Annotated in this window: 17 protein-coding genes; 1 reads left to right on the forward strand and 16 read right to left on the reverse strand. The window is 43.6% G+C overall.

The annotated features are described in order from the left end of the window. From I4Q58_RS03930 to mraZ, 16 genes are all read right to left on the reverse strand, one after another. The coding region (locus I4Q58_RS03930) for a GIY-YIG nuclease family protein (protein ID WP_203294372.1) at window positions 1-238 on the reverse strand (238 nt) is incomplete at its 3' end. 70 nt (window positions 239-308) lie between these two features. After that, on the reverse strand, window positions 309-551 hold the full coding sequence (locus I4Q58_RS03935) for a GIY-YIG nuclease family protein (protein WP_203293902.1): 243 nt from the start codon (window positions 549-551) through the stop codon (window positions 309-311). A 118-nt stretch (window positions 552-669) separates the two neighbouring features. Next, window positions 670-1122, reverse strand: coding sequence for a GatB/YqeY domain-containing protein (locus I4Q58_RS03940; RefSeq protein WP_203293904.1), 453 nt, complete (start codon window positions 1120-1122; stop codon window positions 670-672). Window positions 1123-1243: 121 nt separating this feature from the next. Then, entirely contained in the window at window positions 1244-3304 is a 2061-nt protein-coding gene (gene ftsZ, locus I4Q58_RS03945; RefSeq protein WP_203293906.1) for a cell division protein FtsZ, read from the reverse strand. A 60-nt stretch (window positions 3305-3364) separates the two neighbouring features. Next, window positions 3365-4717, reverse strand: a complete 1353-nt coding sequence (gene ftsA / locus I4Q58_RS03950) for a cell division protein FtsA (protein WP_203293908.1) — start codon at window positions 4715-4717, stop codon at window positions 3365-3367. 3 nt (window positions 4718-4720) lie between these two features. After that, entirely contained in the window at window positions 4721-5437 is a 717-nt protein-coding gene (locus tag I4Q58_RS03955) for a cell division protein FtsQ/DivIB (RefSeq protein ID WP_203293910.1), read from the reverse strand. Beyond that, window positions 5427-6782, reverse strand: a complete 1356-nt coding sequence (gene murC, locus I4Q58_RS03960; protein WP_203293913.1) for a UDP-N-acetylmuramate--L-alanine ligase — start codon at window positions 6780-6782, stop codon at window positions 5427-5429. Before murC ends, I4Q58_RS03955 begins: the two co-directional genes overlap by 11 nt. Next, window positions 6779-7882 carry an undecaprenyldiphospho-muramoylpentapeptide beta-N-acetylglucosaminyltransferase gene (gene murG, locus I4Q58_RS03965; RefSeq protein ID WP_203293915.1) on the reverse strand — a complete coding sequence of 368 codons (1104 nt, stop codon included), beginning with the start codon at window positions 7880-7882 and terminating at the stop codon, window positions 6779-6781. The genes murC and murG overlap by 4 nt, the downstream gene beginning before the upstream one ends. Window positions 7883-7923: 41 nt before the next feature. Continuing rightward, window positions 7924-9129, reverse strand: coding sequence for an FtsW/RodA/SpoVE family cell cycle protein (locus tag I4Q58_RS03970; RefSeq protein ID WP_203293917.1), 1206 nt, complete (start codon window positions 9127-9129; stop codon window positions 7924-7926). Window positions 9130-9224: 95 nt separating this feature from the next. After that, a complete protein-coding gene (gene murD, locus I4Q58_RS03975) occupies window positions 9225-10559 on the reverse strand; it encodes a UDP-N-acetylmuramoyl-L-alanine--D-glutamate ligase (protein WP_203293919.1) in 1335 nt (444 codons plus the stop codon). A gap of 2 nt (window positions 10560-10561) precedes the next feature. Continuing rightward, complete coding sequence (mraY, locus tag I4Q58_RS03980) at window positions 10562-11794, reverse strand: phospho-N-acetylmuramoyl-pentapeptide-transferase (RefSeq protein WP_203293921.1); 1233 nt, start codon at window positions 11792-11794, stop codon at window positions 10562-10564. Continuing rightward, complete coding sequence (locus I4Q58_RS03985) at window positions 11794-13260, reverse strand: UDP-N-acetylmuramoyl-L-alanyl-D-glutamate--2,6-diaminopimelate ligase (RefSeq protein WP_203293923.1); 1467 nt, start codon at window positions 13258-13260, stop codon at window positions 11794-11796. The genes mraY and I4Q58_RS03985 overlap by 1 nt, the downstream gene beginning before the upstream one ends. Further along, the gene (locus I4Q58_RS03990) at window positions 13257-15257 is read right to left on the reverse strand and encodes a penicillin-binding protein (protein WP_203293925.1); all 2001 of its coding nucleotides are present in this window, start codon (window positions 15255-15257) and stop codon (window positions 13257-13259) included. Before I4Q58_RS03990 ends, I4Q58_RS03985 begins: the two co-directional genes overlap by 4 nt. Before the next feature lie 5 nt (window positions 15258-15262). After that, window positions 15263-15598 carry an FtsL-like putative cell division protein gene (locus I4Q58_RS03995; protein ID WP_394369320.1) on the reverse strand — a complete coding sequence of 112 codons (336 nt, stop codon included), beginning with the start codon at window positions 15596-15598 and terminating at the stop codon, window positions 15263-15265. A gap of 10 nt (window positions 15599-15608) precedes the next feature. Next, a complete protein-coding gene (rsmH, locus tag I4Q58_RS04000) occupies window positions 15609-16505 on the reverse strand; it encodes a 16S rRNA (cytosine(1402)-N(4))-methyltransferase RsmH (protein ID WP_203293927.1) in 897 nt (298 codons plus the stop codon). Beyond that, window positions 16492-16965 carry a division/cell wall cluster transcriptional repressor MraZ gene (gene mraZ, locus I4Q58_RS04005; protein ID WP_203293929.1) on the reverse strand — a complete coding sequence of 158 codons (474 nt, stop codon included), beginning with the start codon at window positions 16963-16965 and terminating at the stop codon, window positions 16492-16494. The genes rsmH and mraZ overlap by 14 nt, the downstream gene beginning before the upstream one ends. A 242-nt stretch (window positions 16966-17207) precedes the next feature. On the opposite strand from mraZ, the gene I4Q58_RS04010 reads away from it, so the two are divergent. Beyond that, window positions 17208-17972, forward strand: coding sequence for an alpha/beta fold hydrolase (locus I4Q58_RS04010; protein WP_203293931.1), 765 nt, complete (start codon window positions 17208-17210; stop codon window positions 17970-17972). Window positions 17973-18041: the final 69 nt, after the last annotated feature.

Here is an 18041-nt window from a genome sequence, read left to right on the forward strand (position 1 = left end):
CGGCCAATATTTTCTTTAAGAACTCTCTACCAACACCTGATTTCAAAAATCTCTCGCGTTGGATCGCTTCTTCTTTTAAAGCGTAAGCTTCTTGATACACCAATTTCCAGGGAACATAGCCCTTTGTCGATCTAACCTTACAACTATTATGTTGTCGAACTCTTAGCTCGATATCTCGAGTAAACCCTTTATAGAGCCTCCCATCCACCTCACTTTTAAGAACGTAAACATAATACATTCCAATTTATTTCAATTACCGCTGCAAATCTGATATTCCCTGCCTGCCGGCAGGCAGGTATCCAGTTGAACTACGCGGCCAATATTTTCTTTAAGAACTCTCTACCAACACCTGATTTCAAAAATCTCTCGCGTTGGATCGCTTCTTCTTTTAAAGCGTAAGCTTCTTGATACACCAATTTCCAGGGAACATAGCCCTTTGTCGATCTAACCTTACAACTATTATGTTGTCGAACTCTTAGCTCGATATCTCGAGTAAACCCTTTATAGAGCCTCCCATCCACCTCACTTTTAAGAACGTAAACATAATACATTCCAATTTATTTCAATTACCGCTGCAAATCTGATATTCCCTGCCTGCCGGCAGGCAGGTATCCAGTTGAACCCCGCCCATTTCTAAAGAAATGTTCGGGATAGTATACGGCCAATAGCTTAGTTTGAAAGACGTTGCTTCACAATGGCAGCGATGGTTTTTCCATCAGCTTGCCCTGCCAATCGTTTGTTTGCTTCTCCCATCACTTTGCCCATGTCGGCCATGGAACTCGCTCCGGTATCGGCGATAACGTCATCTACAACGGCAGCTACTTCATCAGCACTTAACTGCGCTGGCAAAAAGCGTTCGATAACGGCTGCTTGCTCCAATTCTGGATCGGCCAAATCGGCACGACCTTGTTCTTGATATATAGCAGCACTATCTTTCCGTTGCTTTACTAATTTCTGCAATAATTTAATCTCTTCGTCTTCAGAAAGCTCTTTTTTACTTCCGGTTTCCGTTTGGGCCATAAGTAAGGCTGACTTCACCGCACGAAGGGCTTCAAGGTCACTTGCCTTCTTTTCCTTCATGGCTGTTTTCATCGCATCCATTACGTCTTTCTGTAAGCTCATCGAAATAAATTTTTCAGGTTGCGAAGATAATCAATCTACGGTTTCAAAAAAAGCAGAAAATAAAAAACCCGACCATCAATGTGGGATGGCCGGGTCTGAGGAGCTAGCATAAAGTAGGTAATCAGTCCACATTATCGTGTAAGAACGAATTGTTGCTCCGCAATTCGATATCATCGTCATCATCGTTAACCGATGTGCGCGACATCTCGGAACCTTCGTCTACAGAATCATCTAGATCGATACCCATTCGTTTGTAAGCAGGTTGTTTTTCTATTTCCTCGATTTTTGAAGAACTATTTCTGAATTTATAGTTGAACTCCTTCATCTTCTTTTTGCGGTCTTCAGCACGGTCCCGAAGCAATTTTGAGATCGGTGAATTCATCGGATCTTCATCTTCACCATCATTCTCTTTCGGTTCTACAGGTTCAACCGTCTTCTTTTCAAATACGATTTCCTCTTCTTCCTCGGCTGCTGCATTTCCTTTTGAAGGCTTGGCGGAAAGCAATTCTTCTTCTTTCTGCTCATAATCGTCTAAGCTATATCGCTTCACCCCACCATCCTTATGTTCGGTTACGGGAATGATTTCCACGGCATCCTTCACTTCAATATCCTCTAGACGGGAAACGATGGTCTCCACCTCGTCTTCCTCCTCTTTTTCACTTTCCGCAGTTCGTGCTTCCTTTTTAGGAGTATTCACGGGCAAGTCGAACATCAACATCTGATCGTCTTCTGCTGAAATTTCCTCTCGTTTTTCTTCCTCCTGAGGCGCTGCTTCGTCTTTCTTCGGTTCCAAAATGACGAAATCGTTCACCTCCATTTCATTAATCAACAATTGCTCGAATTCGGCAACATGGTGAATATCGACTTCTTCATAAGAAACATCGATATTCTTCAACAACTCCGAGGTTTCGATATAACCTTCAAACGGAAGGTCCTTTTGAACCGGTGCTTCAGGCGCTGGCATTCCTTCAACTTGCTTCGCCTCTGGCGTCTTTTGAGCCGGCTTCACCTCTTCTTCTTCCTCAAAAAGGGTGTGACGTATAATCGGTTTCTCTTCCTTTTTTGGAGCAGCGCTAGGTTTTGGCAACTCAACTGGAGTAGCACCTTTCTTCACTGAAAGATCCTGTTCTGCTTTTTGTTCGTCTTCAAGTGTGTGAATAATTTTTTTGGTTTCGGTATTCACGATATCATCCTGTTGTTCTGCATTGAAACCTGTTGCAATTACCGTAATGGCAATCGCTCCATCCAACGTTTCATCTTCACCCACACCCATAATGATGTTCGCGCTGTGACCAGCTTCATCTTGAATATGGTCACTAATCTCACCGATTTCATCGATTGTGATTTCCTCGGAACCAGAAACGATAAGAAGCAATACGTTTTTGGCACCTTTAATTTTATTATCGTTAAGCAACGGTGAATCGAGCGCTTTGCTAATGGCATCCTTGGCACGATTGCTTCCGCTGGCACTGGAGCTTCCCATAATAGCTGTTCCACTATTTGAAAGTACTGTTTTCGCATCGCGAAGGTCAATATTCTGCGTGTAGTGATGCGTAATTACTTCGGCGATACCACGAGCAGCCGTTGCCAAGACTTCATCTGCCTTTGAGAAGCCAGCTTTAAAGCCCAAATTACCATATACCTCACGTAATTTGTTGTTGTTGATAACAATGAGCGAATCGACATTCTGACGCAGCTTTTCAACTCCCAATTGTGCTTGGTCGTTCCGCGTTTTTCCTTCAAACTGAAACGGACTGGTTACAATACCTACCGTTAGGATATCCATCTCCTGCGCCATCTTTGCGATAACGGGAGCTGCTCCCGTCCCTGTTCCACCACCCATTCCAGCAGTAATAAACACCATTTTGGTATTGGTAGTCAGCATCGATTTTATTTCCTCCATGCTTTCCATGGCGGCCTTTTCTCCGATTTCAGGATTTGCTCCAGCGCCCAGACCTTCGGTAAGGGAAACACCTAATTGTATTCTAATGGGCACAGGGCTATTTTCCAATGCCTGTGAATCGGTATTGCAAATCACGAAGTCGACACCCTTAATGCCTTGACTAAACATGTGATTTATTGCGTTGCTTCCACCGCCGCCGACACCGATGACCTTAATGACGTTGCTTTGGTTCTTCGGCAGGTCGAATGAAATGTTATCAAATTCAGTGTTGCTGCTCATATTATTTGTATTTGTGAGGTTGTTCCGTTTCCAGAATTCTTATTCTTAGTTAACTTTTAATTATTCCGCATTGTCCAAAAACTCCTTGAACTTTTCAGCCCAACGATCGAAAAATCCTTTTCGTTTTTCGGTTTTTTCTTCTGTTTGGGTCGCGACATCTTCTTCGGAAGTTTCCATTTCTTCCGTTGCCGTAGCCTCTTGCGAATTATCGAAAGTGGCCATGGCTCTATTTGCATTTGTCTTTTTCTCCTTACTCTGAAGGCTATTTAGTACCAAACCGACCGCCGTAGCGTACATCGGACTCGTAATTTCCTTATTGCTATCGCCGCCTGCCAAATGCTCGTTTGGAAAGCCAATTCGGGTATCCATACCAGTGATGTACTCGACCAATTGTTTTAAATGTTGCAACTGGGCACCACCACCTGTTAGCACGATACCGGCGATTAATTTTTTCTTTTGTTCCTCGTGACCATAGTTCTTGATTTCGAGATATACCTGTTCGATTATTTCAACCGCGCGGGCATGGATAATCTTCGAAAGGTTCTTTAGCGTAATTTCCTTCGGTTCTCTCCCACGAAGTCCAGGAATGGAAACAATTTCATTATCCTTGTTTTCCCCTGGCCAAGCACTTCCAAACTTAATCTTCAACAATTCTGCTTGCTTCTCGATGATGCTGCAGCCTTCTTTGATATCTTCAGTAATCACATTTCCACCGAAAGGAATCACGGCCGTATGGCGAATGATACCGTCCTTAAAAATGGCTAAGTCGGTGGTCCCACCCCCAATATCAATCAAGGCAACTCCTGCTTCTTTTTCTTCTTGACTCAACACGGCATTTGCGGAAGCCAACGGCTCCAAGGTTATGCCCGAAAGCTCAAGACCGGCGCTTTTCACACAACGGCCAATGTTTCGAATGGAAGAAACCTGTCCGACCACCACGTGAAAATTGGCTTCCAATCGGCCGCCATACATTCCGATGGGTTCGGTGATTTCCGCCTGACCGTCCACTTTGTAATCCTGTGGAAGCACATGGATGATCTCTTCACCGGGAAGCATCACCAATTTGTGAACCTGATTGCAAAGCCGCTCGATATCATCGTCATCGATTACCTCATCGCTATCGCTTCGCGTGATGTAGTCGCTATGCTGAAGGCTTCTAATGTGTTGGCCCGCAATACCGACGACCACTTCATCTATTTGCATTCCAGAGGAAGTTTCAGCATCTTGTACCGCCTGCTGAATCGATTGAATGGTCTGTGTAATATTATTAACCACACCTCGGTGAACCCCTAAGCTTTTGGCTTTGCCAATGCCCAGGATTTCCATCTTGCCGTATTCGTTCTTCTTACCGATCATGGCCACAATTTTTGTGGTTCCAATATCCAGTCCGACCGCGATGTTTTCTTTTTCCATAGCTTATTTTTTTGTTGCTACTACTTGGTTTCCGAATGTTAGGTTTACCGTTTTGTAGCTTTTAAGCATCTTATCTTCTTTTGTTTTTTTATAGAACGCCTTAAAGTTCTGTATCTTCTTTTCAATATCGATTGGTTGCCCAAATACCACTTTTAAATCATGTTTTCTCAGCCGTAAGACTACTTTTCCATTCTTCTGCACGTGCAGACCAATAACGCTACTATTCATGAACGCGTCTTTTTCCAGTTCCAAAAGCAGGGGCGTAATTTTGGAGAAATCGTCCGTCACCGCTCCCGTTACTAAGGGAACTCGTGCGGTGTAAACCGTGGAAAGCGGCATCCTTTTTCCGTCTTCATCAATATAATAATCGGGTGCAGCGGTAACTCGGGCAATTGGCCGTCGTTGTTCGATTTTCGCACCCAAGGCGCCATCCACGCTCATAAACACCTGTGCCTCACGAATCATATCGTTTTGGTTCAGGCGTTCTTCCATCTCTTTCAAAACTACCCTTTCTTTAGGCATGCCCGTAACACTGTCCTGATTTTGTATCAACAATTTATTAACGGTTTCAAGGGTGATAAAAGGACTATTTTCATCTACGAATGTCACTTCTACATTGGTCAGATTTCGGGTTTTGTTTCTCTTTTTGGCAAAGCCGAACAAAAACACGATCAAACCAATAATCAAAATGAACCGTATGTAGACCCAACTATGCTTCATGGCTCAGTTTTTTAGTGATTTTACTTACCTTAGCACCAATATCGCCTGCGCCAACCAATAATTGTATTCGGCAGGTAGATTGCTTCATCTTTTGAAATAAATCGTCCTTCGTGATGCATTGCTTGTTCTTATTTTCAATCTTTGATAGCAACCATTCTGAAGTAATGCCTTCCATAGGTTCTTCTCGTGCCGGATAGATATCCAATAGTAATACTTCATCAAATTTGGATAGACTGTTTGCGAAGCCATCAGCGAAATCCTTGGTTCGACTAAACAAATGCGGTTGAAATACAATCAGTTTCCGATCGTTCGGATACATTTCGTGAACCGCTTGATACAAGGCATTTATTTCGGTTGGATGATGAGCGTAATCGTCGATTAGCACCAAATCGTCCCTTTTAATTTTATAAGAGAAACGTCGCTGCACTCCTTTGAAGGTCGCCAGCGCTTCTGGTAATTTATCCAAAGGTGCCTTTGCCTTGATTGCCATTCCCATGGCAGTGGCTGCGTTGAAGAGATTGTGGTGACCAGGCAAAAAGAATTTTAGATCCTTTAAAATCCTGTTAGGTGTTTTTAGATCGAAGACATATCCGCCGTCTTCAATTCGAACGTTCTGGGCTTCAAAATCGGCATCTTCTTCAATCGCAACTGACTGTCCCTTCAATGGCAATCCTTTTTTCACCAATACATTATCGGAGTCTTCAACCAATCGGGAAAATTCATTAAAGGCACTCGTAATCGTCGATTCGTCGCCATAAATATCAAGATGATCAGCATCCATACTCGTAACGCAAGCAATATTCGGCTTCAACGTAAGAAAAGAGCGATCGAATTCATCTGCTTCCACCACTGTAATATCGGTTCCTTTTGAAATAAAATTACTGTCATAGTTTTCAGCAATGCCGCCTAAAAAAGCGGTAACCGGCATCCCGCAGTGGACCAACAAATGACCTAGAATAGCCGAAGTGGTGGTTTTCCCGTGGGTGCCGGCGACTGCCAAACATAAAGTGTGCTTTGTTACCTCGGCGAGCAAATGGGCACGCTTGGTAATGGTAAAATCGTTTTGCTGAAACCAGTTTAATAGCTTGTTGTTCTTCGGAATAGCAGGTGTATACACAACCAAGGTAGTTTCCGTATTCTTGATGTCGTCTGGAATCACTGAAATATCATCCTGAAAGGTGACGGGGATATCTTCTGAAATAAGCTTATCAGTAAGCTCGCTAGGCGTTTTATCGTATCCAAACACCTGCTTGCCCTGAAGCTTGCAATACCTAGCCAGGCCACTCATTCCGATACCGCCGATACCGATGAAGTAATAGGTTTGTATGTTTGAATACTGTGTCACTGCCTCAACAATAGTTCTATTTCATCTACGATTTCTTTCGTAGCATTTGGTTTTGCCATTTTCTTGATGTTTGTTGAAAGCGACTGTTGCATTTCTTCACTTTTCAACAATTCTGAAAACAGCTTCTTAAATTTTTCTTCTGCCTTGTTTTCACGTAGCACGATGGCCGCATCTTTATCGGCTAATGCCAAGGCATTTTTGGTCTGATGGTCTTCTGCCACATTCGGTGAAGGAATGAAAATGACCGGCTTTCCGACCAAGCATAATTCCGAAACCGAAAGTGCCCCTGCACGAGAAACGATAAAATCGGCTGCCGCATAGGCTAAGTCCATTCTATTGAGATAGGGATGTACTTGTACCGTTCGTCCCGTTTGCCGTATATATTTTTCTTCGTACAGCTTACCACATTGCCAGATTACCTGAACCCCTTCCGAGGAAAAGTAATCGATATGCGATGCCACCAATTCATTAATCTTTTTAGCACCAAGACTTCCACCCAGGACCAACAATGTTTTCTTTTCTTTATCTAAGCTGAAGAAGTTTTGTGCTTCTTCCCGCTTCTGATCGATACTGAATAAATCCTGACGAACCGGATTTCCCGTAAAGCGAATTTTATCCGCAGGAAAAAATGAGTCCATACCCTCATACGCCACACAGATTTTTCGAACCTTTGATGCCAACCACTTGTTGGTGATTCCAGCATGACTGTTCTGCTCTTGAATAAGACAGGGAACGCCTTTTGCTGAAGCGGCACGCAATAGTGGCGCGCTGGCATAACCGCCCGTTCCAATGGCTACATTTGGCTGAAACTGTTTCACAATTTTTCGTGATTTCCAAAGACTTGACAACAGCTTAAACGGAAACATCAAATTCTTCAACGTCAACTTTCGCTGTAAACCTGAAATCCAAAGTCCTTTAATTTCATACCCCGCCTGTGGAACTTTTTCCATTTCCATGCGGTCTTCAGCACCGACAAACAGAAACTCCGAGCCCGGGAACCTATGTTTCAATTCATCAGCAATGGCAATAGCGGGATAGATATGACCGCCCGTTCCGCCACCGGAGATAATGAATTTGTATGTTGATCGACTTTTTGTCATTTTTTATTTTAGATCTGCCGGCTTCACTAGCCCCAGCAGGTTTATATCGTTTCACTTAAGACATCCAACGGATTATCTTCTACTTCTTCGCCATCTTCGGCTTCATTTCTTACAACTTCACGTTTCGCGCTTACACTTAATACCATCCCCAAAGCGAGACAGGTCATCCAAATACTGGTCCCACCGCTACTGATTAGTGGTAACGTCTGACCGGTTACTGGAAACAACTCCACCGCAACCGCCATATTGATAAACGCTTGAAAAACGATGGGCAATCCAACGCCTATGACCAATAATTTTCCAAACGGACTTTCACTTTTATGTGCCACAACAACCAACCGGAATAGTAGGAACATATAGGCAAACATGAGTCCGAGTGCTCCCGCGAGGCCGAATTCTTCAACAATAATCGCGTAGATAAAATCGGATGAAGACTGTGGTAAAAAATTCTTCTGTATACTTTTTCCTGGGCCGAGTCCCGTTACACCACCAGAAGCGATAGCAATCTTTGCTTTCTCAATCTGATAATCGGCTTCGGTGTCTTCATCATCGATAAAGCTATCGATCCGGCTCATCCAGGTATCGACCCTGTTCGGAAAGACACCAGGAAATGTTTTTGCTGATAGGATAAACATGGTCAATGCCAATAATCCAGCTCCCAACACAATTCCTAAATATTTCAACGGATAGCCACCCACAAATACCAATACGGTAACCATTGCAAAAATGATGGCCGTTGTACTGAAGTTGGCAGGAAGAATCAATGCCAATACTACAAATACCGGTAACCATAGCGGCAATAGCGTTTCTTTAAACGTCACTGTTTTATCCTTTATTTTGGATAAATACCGCGCCACATAGACCAATAACACCACCGCTGCCAAGGTGGACGTTTGAAAGGTTACGCCCACAAATGGAACACGAATCCATCGACTGGCATTAGCACCACCGATGGTTGTGCCTTGTGCCAATGTGACCAACAACAATACGATTACTACGGGTAGGGCAATAATGGAAAGTCCACGGAAATAGTGGTACGGAATTTTGTGAACGCCATATAGAATAGCGAAACCTAACAATAGATGTGCGAAATGCTTCAACAAATACGGCAAGGTGCTTCCATCGCCGTACAGATAGGCCAGATTACTACTGGCGCTATACACTGGCAAAAACGAAAACACGGCAAGTACTCCGGCTATCGCCCAGATTGCTTTATCGCCTTGTATGTTTTTGAAGATGTTTCGCATTTTTTACTTGTTTAGACCTGCCGGGTTTGTTTTTTTAGACCTGCCGGGTACTTTAGACCTGCCGGGTGCTAAAGACCCAGCAGGTCTGGTCATTATTATAATTTTCGAACGGCTTCTTTAAATTGACGCCCACGGTCTTCGTAATTTTCAAATAGATCGAAGCTAGCGCAAGCTGGACTAAGCAATACACTATCACCTCGTTCTGCTAATCGGTAGGCAATCTGAACTGCCTCATGCATAGCGTCGGTTTCCACCATCATATCGACCACATTTCCGAATTGAGCGATAATCTTATCGTTATCCAATCCGAGGCAAATGATGGCCTTCACCTTTTCGTTTACCAAAGGCAGTAATTCGCTATAATCGTTTCCTTTATCAACGCCGCCTACAATCCAAACCGTTGGACTTTCCATACTATCCAAGGCATAGAACGTTGCGTTCACGTTGGTGGCTTTACTGTCGTTAATGTATTGCACATTGTTAATTTTAAGGACTTTCTCCAATCGATGTTCCACTCCTTGGAAATGTGACAACGACTCGCGAATGGTCGCTTTCCTGATCTTTAACAGCGTTGCAACCGTCGATGCCGCCATGGCGTTCTTTTGGTTGTGCTGTCCTTGTAGTCCTAATGTTGCTATTGGCATGGTAAATTGTGTGTTATCTATTGTTATTGTTATTTCTTCATTTTTTAAATACGCTCCTTGCTTCACTTCTTTTTTTGCTGAAAAGGGCAATAATTTTGATTTGATTGGGTGCTGTTGAAGCCGTTTGGTAATCACTTCATCATCGGCATCATAGATGAAGTAATCGTCTTCCGTTTGGTTCATGGCAATTCGGAATTTGGCCGCGATATACTTGTTGAAATCATGCTCATACCGATCTAAATGGTCTGGCGTAATGTTCGTCAGAATCGCGATGTGGGGTCGAAAGGTTTCAATACCGTCGAGCTGAAAACTGCTCAACTCCAACACATAATGCTGACGCTCCTTTTCAGAAACACGTTGCGCAAAGCTCTTCCCAATATTCCCAGCCAATGCTACATCCAATCCGCCGTCTTCTAATAACTTGTGCGTTAAGGTTGTCGTGGTGGTTTTTCCATTGCTACCCGTAATACCCACAATAGTTGCATTGGTAAACTGCGCTGCAAATTCGATTTCGGAGATCACGGGAATTCCCTTTGATACCAATTTTTTCACAATAGGAACGGTATCGGGAATACCGGGGCTTTTCATCACCACATCGGCCGAAAATATCTTATCTTCCGTATGGCCTTCTTCTTCCCAATCAATTTCAAAATGTTCAAGAACGTCTTTATACCGTTTCTTAATTTTTCCGAAGTCAGAAACAAAGACTTCGTATTTTTTTTTCTTTCCGAGTAAAGCAGTCCCAACGCCGCTTTCTCCCGCTCCAAGTATGACCAATCGCTTCACCCTTATCGTATTTTGAGTGTTACGATTGTCAGTATGGCCAAAAAGATTCCCACAATCCAAAATCGGGTTACGATCTTGCTTTCATGAAACCCTTTCACTTGATAATGATGGTGAAGCGGGGACATCCTAAATATGCGTCGCCCTTCCCCAAACTTTTTCTTGGTATACTTAAACCAACCTACTTGAAGCACTACGGATAGATTTTCCATCAGGAAAATTCCGCAGAGAATTGGAATTAACAGCTCTTTCCGTACCGCAATCGCGATAACGGCAATTATCCCCCCTATTGTCAAACTTCCCGTATCACCCATAAAAACCTGTGCTGGATAAGCGTTGTACCAAAGGAACCCGATGAGCGCTCCCACAAAGGCAGTAATGAAAATGGTCATTTCACCCGTATTCGGGATGTACATGATATTCAAGTAATCACTAAATATTACGTTGCCCGAAACCCAGGCAAAGAGTGCCAACGTGAGCCCGATAATGGCCGATGAACCTGCTGCCAGGCCGTCGATACCATCGGTGAGATTGGCTCCGTTCGATACCGCTGTAATAATGAATATCACGATTGGAATGAAAATCAGCCAGATATACTCCTTGGCAGTTTCGCCTGCCCAATTGATTAAACTTTCATAGTTGAATTCGTTTTTCTTAACAAAAGGAATGGTTGTCAGTAATGTTTTTTCTTCTGGGTAGAATTCCCGTGGTGAATTTTGAGTGACCAACTCCGTTTCATTAACCGGATTGATTTTTTCACGCTTGACCGTCACTCCAGGATGGAAATACATGGTGGCACCCACGAAAATTCCCAAACCAACCTGACCGATGATCTTGAACTTTCCAGGTAATCCTTCCTTGTCGTTTTTGAACTTCTTCAAGTAATCATCGATAAACCCTATCGTTCCCATCCATAGCGTGGTAACGATAAGCATGATGACATAAATATTTTCCAGTTTGGCGAAAAGCAAGACTGGGACTAAGGTTGCTAGAATGATAATAAGTCCTCCCATAGTTGGGGTTCCGGCCTTTTCATTTTGACCTTCGAGGCCTAAATCGCGAATTTGCTCGCCCATTTGCTTTCGCTGAAGGATCCGAATAATCTTTTTACCGTATACCGTCGCGATAAACAATGAAAAAATAACCGCCAAGGCTGCCCGGAAGGTGATAAACCCAAAAAGGCTGGCTCCGGGGAACTGGTAATTCTGCTCCAAATATTCAAAAAGGTAATACAGCATTATTTTTTCAGTTGGGTTAGTGTTTCGGTTACAATTTTGAAATCATCGAAATCGCTTCGCTTGCCATTTACTTCCTGATAAGTTTCATGTCCTTTTCCAGCAATTAAAATGATATCATTTGGTTGCGCCATTTGGCAGGCCGTTTTAATAGCTTGCTTGCGGTCGGTAATGCTCAATGTCTTCTTATAATGTTCGGCCGGCACACCCTTTTCGATGTCTTCAATAATAGCATCAGGATCTTCGGTACGTGGATTATCGCTGGTGAAAATTACCTTCGTACTGAGCGTAGCGGCAATATTTCCCATTTTGGGTCGCTTAGTAGCATCGCGATCGCCACCACAGCCTACCACGGTGATCAATTTTTCATTTTTGGTGCGAATGCTATTGATGGTTTCCAACACATTCTTCAAAGCATCAGGCGTATGCGCATAATCGACGATGGCGGTAATCTTTTCTTCTTCGGAAACCGAATACTGAAACCGTCCCGCCACACTTTCCAAGGCACTGATATGCTGTAACAGCTCCATCGTTTCCAATCCGAGCAAATCGGCAGCACCATAAATAGCAAGGAGATTGTACGCGTTGAAAGAGCCAATAAGTTTCGACCAGACTTCCTGTCCGTTTAGCTTCAGCAACAGACCGTTGAATTGATTCTCTAGAATCTGCGCTTTGTAATCGGCAAACGACTTCAAGGCGTAGGTTACTTTTTTGGCCGACGTATTCTGAAGCATATAGGAACCATTCTTATCATCTACATTCACTAGAGCGAACGCATCTTTCGGTAATTGATCGAAGAAGCGCTTTTTCACATCTCGATATTCCTTAAAATCTTTATGATAATCCAAATGATCATGCGAAAGGTTGGTGAAAATACCTCCCCTAAAACGAAGGCCTTCCGTCCGTTTTTGATGAATACCGTGACTGCTTACCTCCATAAAGCAATACTCCACCCCAGCATCGGCCATTTCACGCAGATAGCGATTGATGGTGATAGAATCTGGTGTGGTATGGGTCGTTGGATATTCTTTCTTTCCGATTTTCACATTTACCGTGGAGAGCAATCCGCATTCGTATCCTGCCCTAGTGAATAGCTGGTATAGTAAGGTTGAAATGGTCGTTTTACCGTTTGTACCAGTCGTTCCTATGAGTTTAATTGCTTCAGAAGGCGTATCGTAATAATTTGAAGCCATCAAGGCCAAGGCTTTTTGGCTATCCGCAACCTGAACATATGTTATTCCATTGATGGTTTGCTCTGGAAGTTCCTCGCAGATAATAGCAATAGCCCCATTTTCACAGGCTTTGATGATGTATTCATGACCGTCGGAAACCGTTCCGCGAATGGCAATAAAGACATCGTCCAATCCCACCTTCCGTGAATCGAACTGAAGCTCACGCACCGAAACATTGGTATTTCCAATGGTTTTTTCTAGGGGTACTTTATAGAGTATGTCTTTTAATACGATCACGATAGTTTTAAAATAATTTGTTGGCCTTCCTTGAGCGGTTCACCAGATTCAATGGACTGTTCTGTCACGGTTCCATTTCCTCTTGCCACGACTCGAAGCCCTAAGTTTTCCAATAGTGAAATGGCATCCATTCCAGCCATTCCGGTTACGTTTGGCATTTTGCTATAGTGCGCCTGTACTTTTTTATAATAGGTTTCAAAATCAGAAGTCAGTTTAGGGTCGAGATTATCCGCCAATTGCACTTCTTCAATCAGGGGTGAATCGGTAAAGATTTTTTGGGCAATTCGTTTAAACACCGGACCCGTAACATCGGCACCGTAATATCCTTTTTTGGTACTCGGTTTATGGATGACGACAATGCAGGAATATTTCGGGTTTTCTGCAGGGAAGTATCCCGCAAAAGAGGAAATATAGCGACGGTTGTCGGCCCAATCTGCTTCCCAATATTCGGTACGAGCCGTTCCGGTTTTTCCTGCCATGGAGAAATATTCAGAGTAAAGCGACTGACCCGTTCCGCGTTTTACGATGTTCTTTAGTATATCCCGAATTTGGGTTAAGGTTTCTTCGGAAGCGATTTTGTCATGACGAATTTCCGTATCGAACTGTTCCACCGGAAGGTTCCACTCTCGAATTTCCTTGATGAACTTCGGTTTCACCATAACCCCATCGTTCGCAATGGCATTATAGAAAGTCAATACCTGAAGCGGGGTTAACCGAAGGTTATAGCCATACGCCATAGAAGGCAAGGCGTTCTTACTCCATAATTCATGACCAGGCTCTGGGATTACAGGCGTACCCTCTCCCTTAATTTGAATCCCAACCTTTTGATCGAGTTTCCATTCTTTTAGTCTGTCGGTAAATTTTGTTGGATTCTCCGCATAATGCGCATCGATAATACTCGCCAATCCAATATTGGAAGAGACTTCCAGGGCTCGTGCGGCAGAAATCTTTCCGTAACCGCCTCTTCGGCTATCGTGAATGTAGCGACCATAAAAACGTTTACGTCCTTCCTTGGTATCGACGACCGTTGCAGTATCGATGACCTTGTCTTCCAACGCTGCCATCATAGCCATGACCTTAAAGGTGGAGCCCGGTTCGTGACTTTCACCCACAGCATAATTCAATTTTTCGTAATACGTCCCTTGATTAGTGCGGCCCAAATTTGAAACCGCTTTTATTTCACCTGTCTCAACCTCCATAACGATGACGCTACCGTGCTCGGCTTCATAATATTCCATCTGCTTTAACAGCGCGTGGTGCGCGATATCCTGAATGTTCACATCGATGGTTGAAATAACGTCGTAGCCATCTTGCGGCTCAATTTCATTTTCATCGAAAACAGGCTTCCACTGTCCTTTGGCAATTTTTTGTTTTAGACGTTTTCCTTCCTTACCACGCAAGTAATCATCGAAGGCACCTTCAAAGCCAACTTCATATTTTCCTGGGGCATCCCATTCTTCATTCCCTACCAAACGCTCGGCGATTTTCCCCAAGGGATGCTCGCGAACGGTATACTGCTCTACGATAATACCGCCTCGGTACGGCCCTTTTTTAAACAGCGGAAAACTCTTCACTCTGATATAATCGGAATAGCCCAAATTTTTAGCCACCAAGAGATAGCGGTTTTTGTTAGCCCGTGCTTTTCTAAATACATTTTGGTAATAAGAAGCCGGGCGACCAAACATCTTGCTCAGTTCCTTTGAAAGCGGTACCAAAAATTCCTTAAAGTCATCATTGGAAACCGTTACCGCATCGAAACGAATGTCATATTTTGGAACTGAAGTTGCCAAAAGACTACCATCATCGGCATAAACATTCCCACGATTCGCAGGAATCGTGAAATTTTTCACCGTATTGCGTTCGGCCAATTCGCGGTACTTTTCACCCTCCACAAATTGAATGTTGAGCAATTGAATGGTCACCGCTATCGCAAAGATGAACATACATCCGGCGATAAAGTAGAGGCGGTTTAGTATGTTTTTCTCTTCGAAGGCCACCGCGATTACTTTTTAGGGTTTGTGATTTTTATTATCTGGGGCGGCGTAATCGAAGGCACCAACCCTCGTTTTGCCATGGCAGCCGTTATCCGGCTTTCCATTTTCGCTTGCATCAATTGCTTTCGCACATCCAAGTACTCGCTTTTTAACTCCTTTACGTTGTTGTTCAACTGGGCGATACGATGTACTTTTTGATCGGCACTATGGGAACTTGCAATCATGATTAAGGCTAGGATCGACAGAAACAATATGAAGCGCCAATTCTTTAGCGCATCGTCGCTGACGAGAAACTTTCCCTTGATGATATTGTACAAGCCTTTTTTCATTTCTGTTGAAGACAATTGTCTTCTGTTATAGTTTTTCCGCTATGCGAAGCTTTGCACTTCGCGCACGGCTGTTTTCTTCAATTTCTTCATCCGAAGGAACCTTAAACTTTCCTACCGGCTTGAAGGGCACTTCTACCCTTCCAAAGACATCCTTTTCCGGCTGCCCTTCAAACTGACCGTCCCGCATATAGCGTTTTACCAGTCGATCTTCCAAGGAATGATAACTTATCAAGCTTAGGCGTCCGCCCTTTTTCACCACCTCTTGCGTTTGCAGTAAAAATTCCTTTAAGGCTTCCAGCTCTTGATTCACTTCTATGCGAATGGCTTGATAGACCTGCGCCAGAATTTTGTTTTCTTTATGCTTTGGAAGAAAGCGACCGAGGGCCGACTTCAAATCTTCACTCGTTTTTATGTCTCCGTCGTGACGTGCCTCTACAATCACTCTTGCCATTCCGGCTGCGGCTCGAAGCTCTCCATATTGAGAAAGAACATCACGAAGTTGTTTTTCGTCATAGGTGTTTACCACATCCAATGCTGAAAAGCTGCTATCCTGATTCATCCGCATATCCAATTCGGCTTCGAAACGGGTGCTGAAACCACGATCAGCCACATCAAACTGATGTGAGCTTACACCGAAATCGCCTAAAATTCCATCTACCTCGGTATGTCCGTAATAGCGGAGGTATCGCTTCAGAAAGCGGAAGTTTTCACTTACCATCTGAAAGCGTGAATCATCGATTTCGTTTTCCAAGGCGTCGCGATCTTGATCGAAGGCGAGGAGTTTTCCCTCTTTCCCTAAACGACTCAGAATCTCACGGGAATGTCCCCCACCACCGAAGGTGACATCCACATACACACCGTCGGGACGGATGTTTAGGCCGTCCACCGTTTCGGTAAGCAATACGGGTTTATGATATTCCATGGTCATCATCATTGCTGTCGCCCATTACGTCCTCGGCCAGATCGGCAAAGTCGTTTGCCGCATCATTGATTGCCTGTTCATATCGATTCTTATCCCAGATTTCAACGATGTTGATAGCTGTTGAAATGGTAATTTCCTTTTCAACACCTGCGAAAGCCGCCAAATCCTTCGGAATGTTAAGTCGACCGGTACCGTCCAATTCGACTGTCTTCACGCCGGCGGTAAAGCGACGGATGAAGTCGTTGTTCTTTCGGTTGAAGCGGTTCAGCTTGCCCATTTTTTCCATGAGCGCATTCCATTCTTCCATAGGGTATAGTTCGAGGCAGGGCTGAAAGACCGCCCGTTTAATGACAAAGCCATTAGGAGCGACTGGAGCCAACTGCTTTTTCAAGGCAGCGGGCATCATGACACGACCTTTTACGTCGGCTTTGCACTCGTATGTACCTATCAAATTGAGCATGAAGGGATTGGTTTTCTGCGGTTGAATGTTCCAAATATAAAGAACTCTTACCACTTTTTACCACATTTTACCACTTTGTTGATAAGTTTTACCACTACGGTTTCAGGAAATGCTAATGATGTCACTGACAGTCTGATATGAAAAAGATTTGAACAGGCTGAAACGCCCTATTTTTACAAGTCATTCAAAGCGATAGGGTTTCCCTAAAAAAGTGTATTTTTGTTTTGCAAACTGACAACTGCATGACCAACCATCTACACGAAGAAGGGAAATTCAAATACTTGAAATTGGGGGAAGGAACCCCGATAGTTGTGCTACACGGTCTGATGGGTGGACTGAGCAATTTCGACGGTGTATCGAATTATTTTCCCAATAAAGGCTATCAGATTCTTATTCCTGAACTTCCTATCTACACCATGCCTTTGCTGAAGACTAATGTGAAACGCTTTGCAGATTACGTTTCGGAATTTATCGATCATATGGATTTTGACAAGGCGATTTTACTGGGTAATTCGCTTGGTGGTCATATCGGCTTATTATGTACAAAATTATATCCTGAAAAGGTAAAAGGCTTGGTCATTACCGGTAGTTCTGGTCTGTATGAAAGTGCTATGGGCGAAAGCTATCCAAAACGTGGCGATCGGGAATATATTCGGAAGAAAGCAGAAAATGTTTTTTACGACCCGAAAGTGGCGACCAAGGAAATTGTAGATGATGTATATGAAACGGTAAATGACCGTAACAAACTGATACGAACGTTGGCCATTGCGAAAAGCGCTATTCGTCATAATATGGCGAAGGATTTACCCAACATGACGAAACCTACCTGCATTATTTGGGGAAAACAGGACAATGTAACGCCTCCTAATGTAGCAGAGGAATTCCACGAATTACTTCCTGATTCTAATCTTTATTGGATCGATAAATGCGGGCATGCCGCGATGATGGAACATCCCGATACCTTTAATGAAATTCTTCATAAGTGGCTACAGGAGCGAGAGCTTTAAGCCGCAACACAAAGTTTTCTAGTTTTTTTATAGAATATTTTTTAGCGATGGCGGAACTAGTCCGCCATG

It is taken from the genome of Luteirhabdus pelagi, assembly GCF_016827595.1.
GTDB lineage: Bacteria > Bacteroidota > Bacteroidia > Flavobacteriales > Flavobacteriaceae > Luteirhabdus > Luteirhabdus pelagi.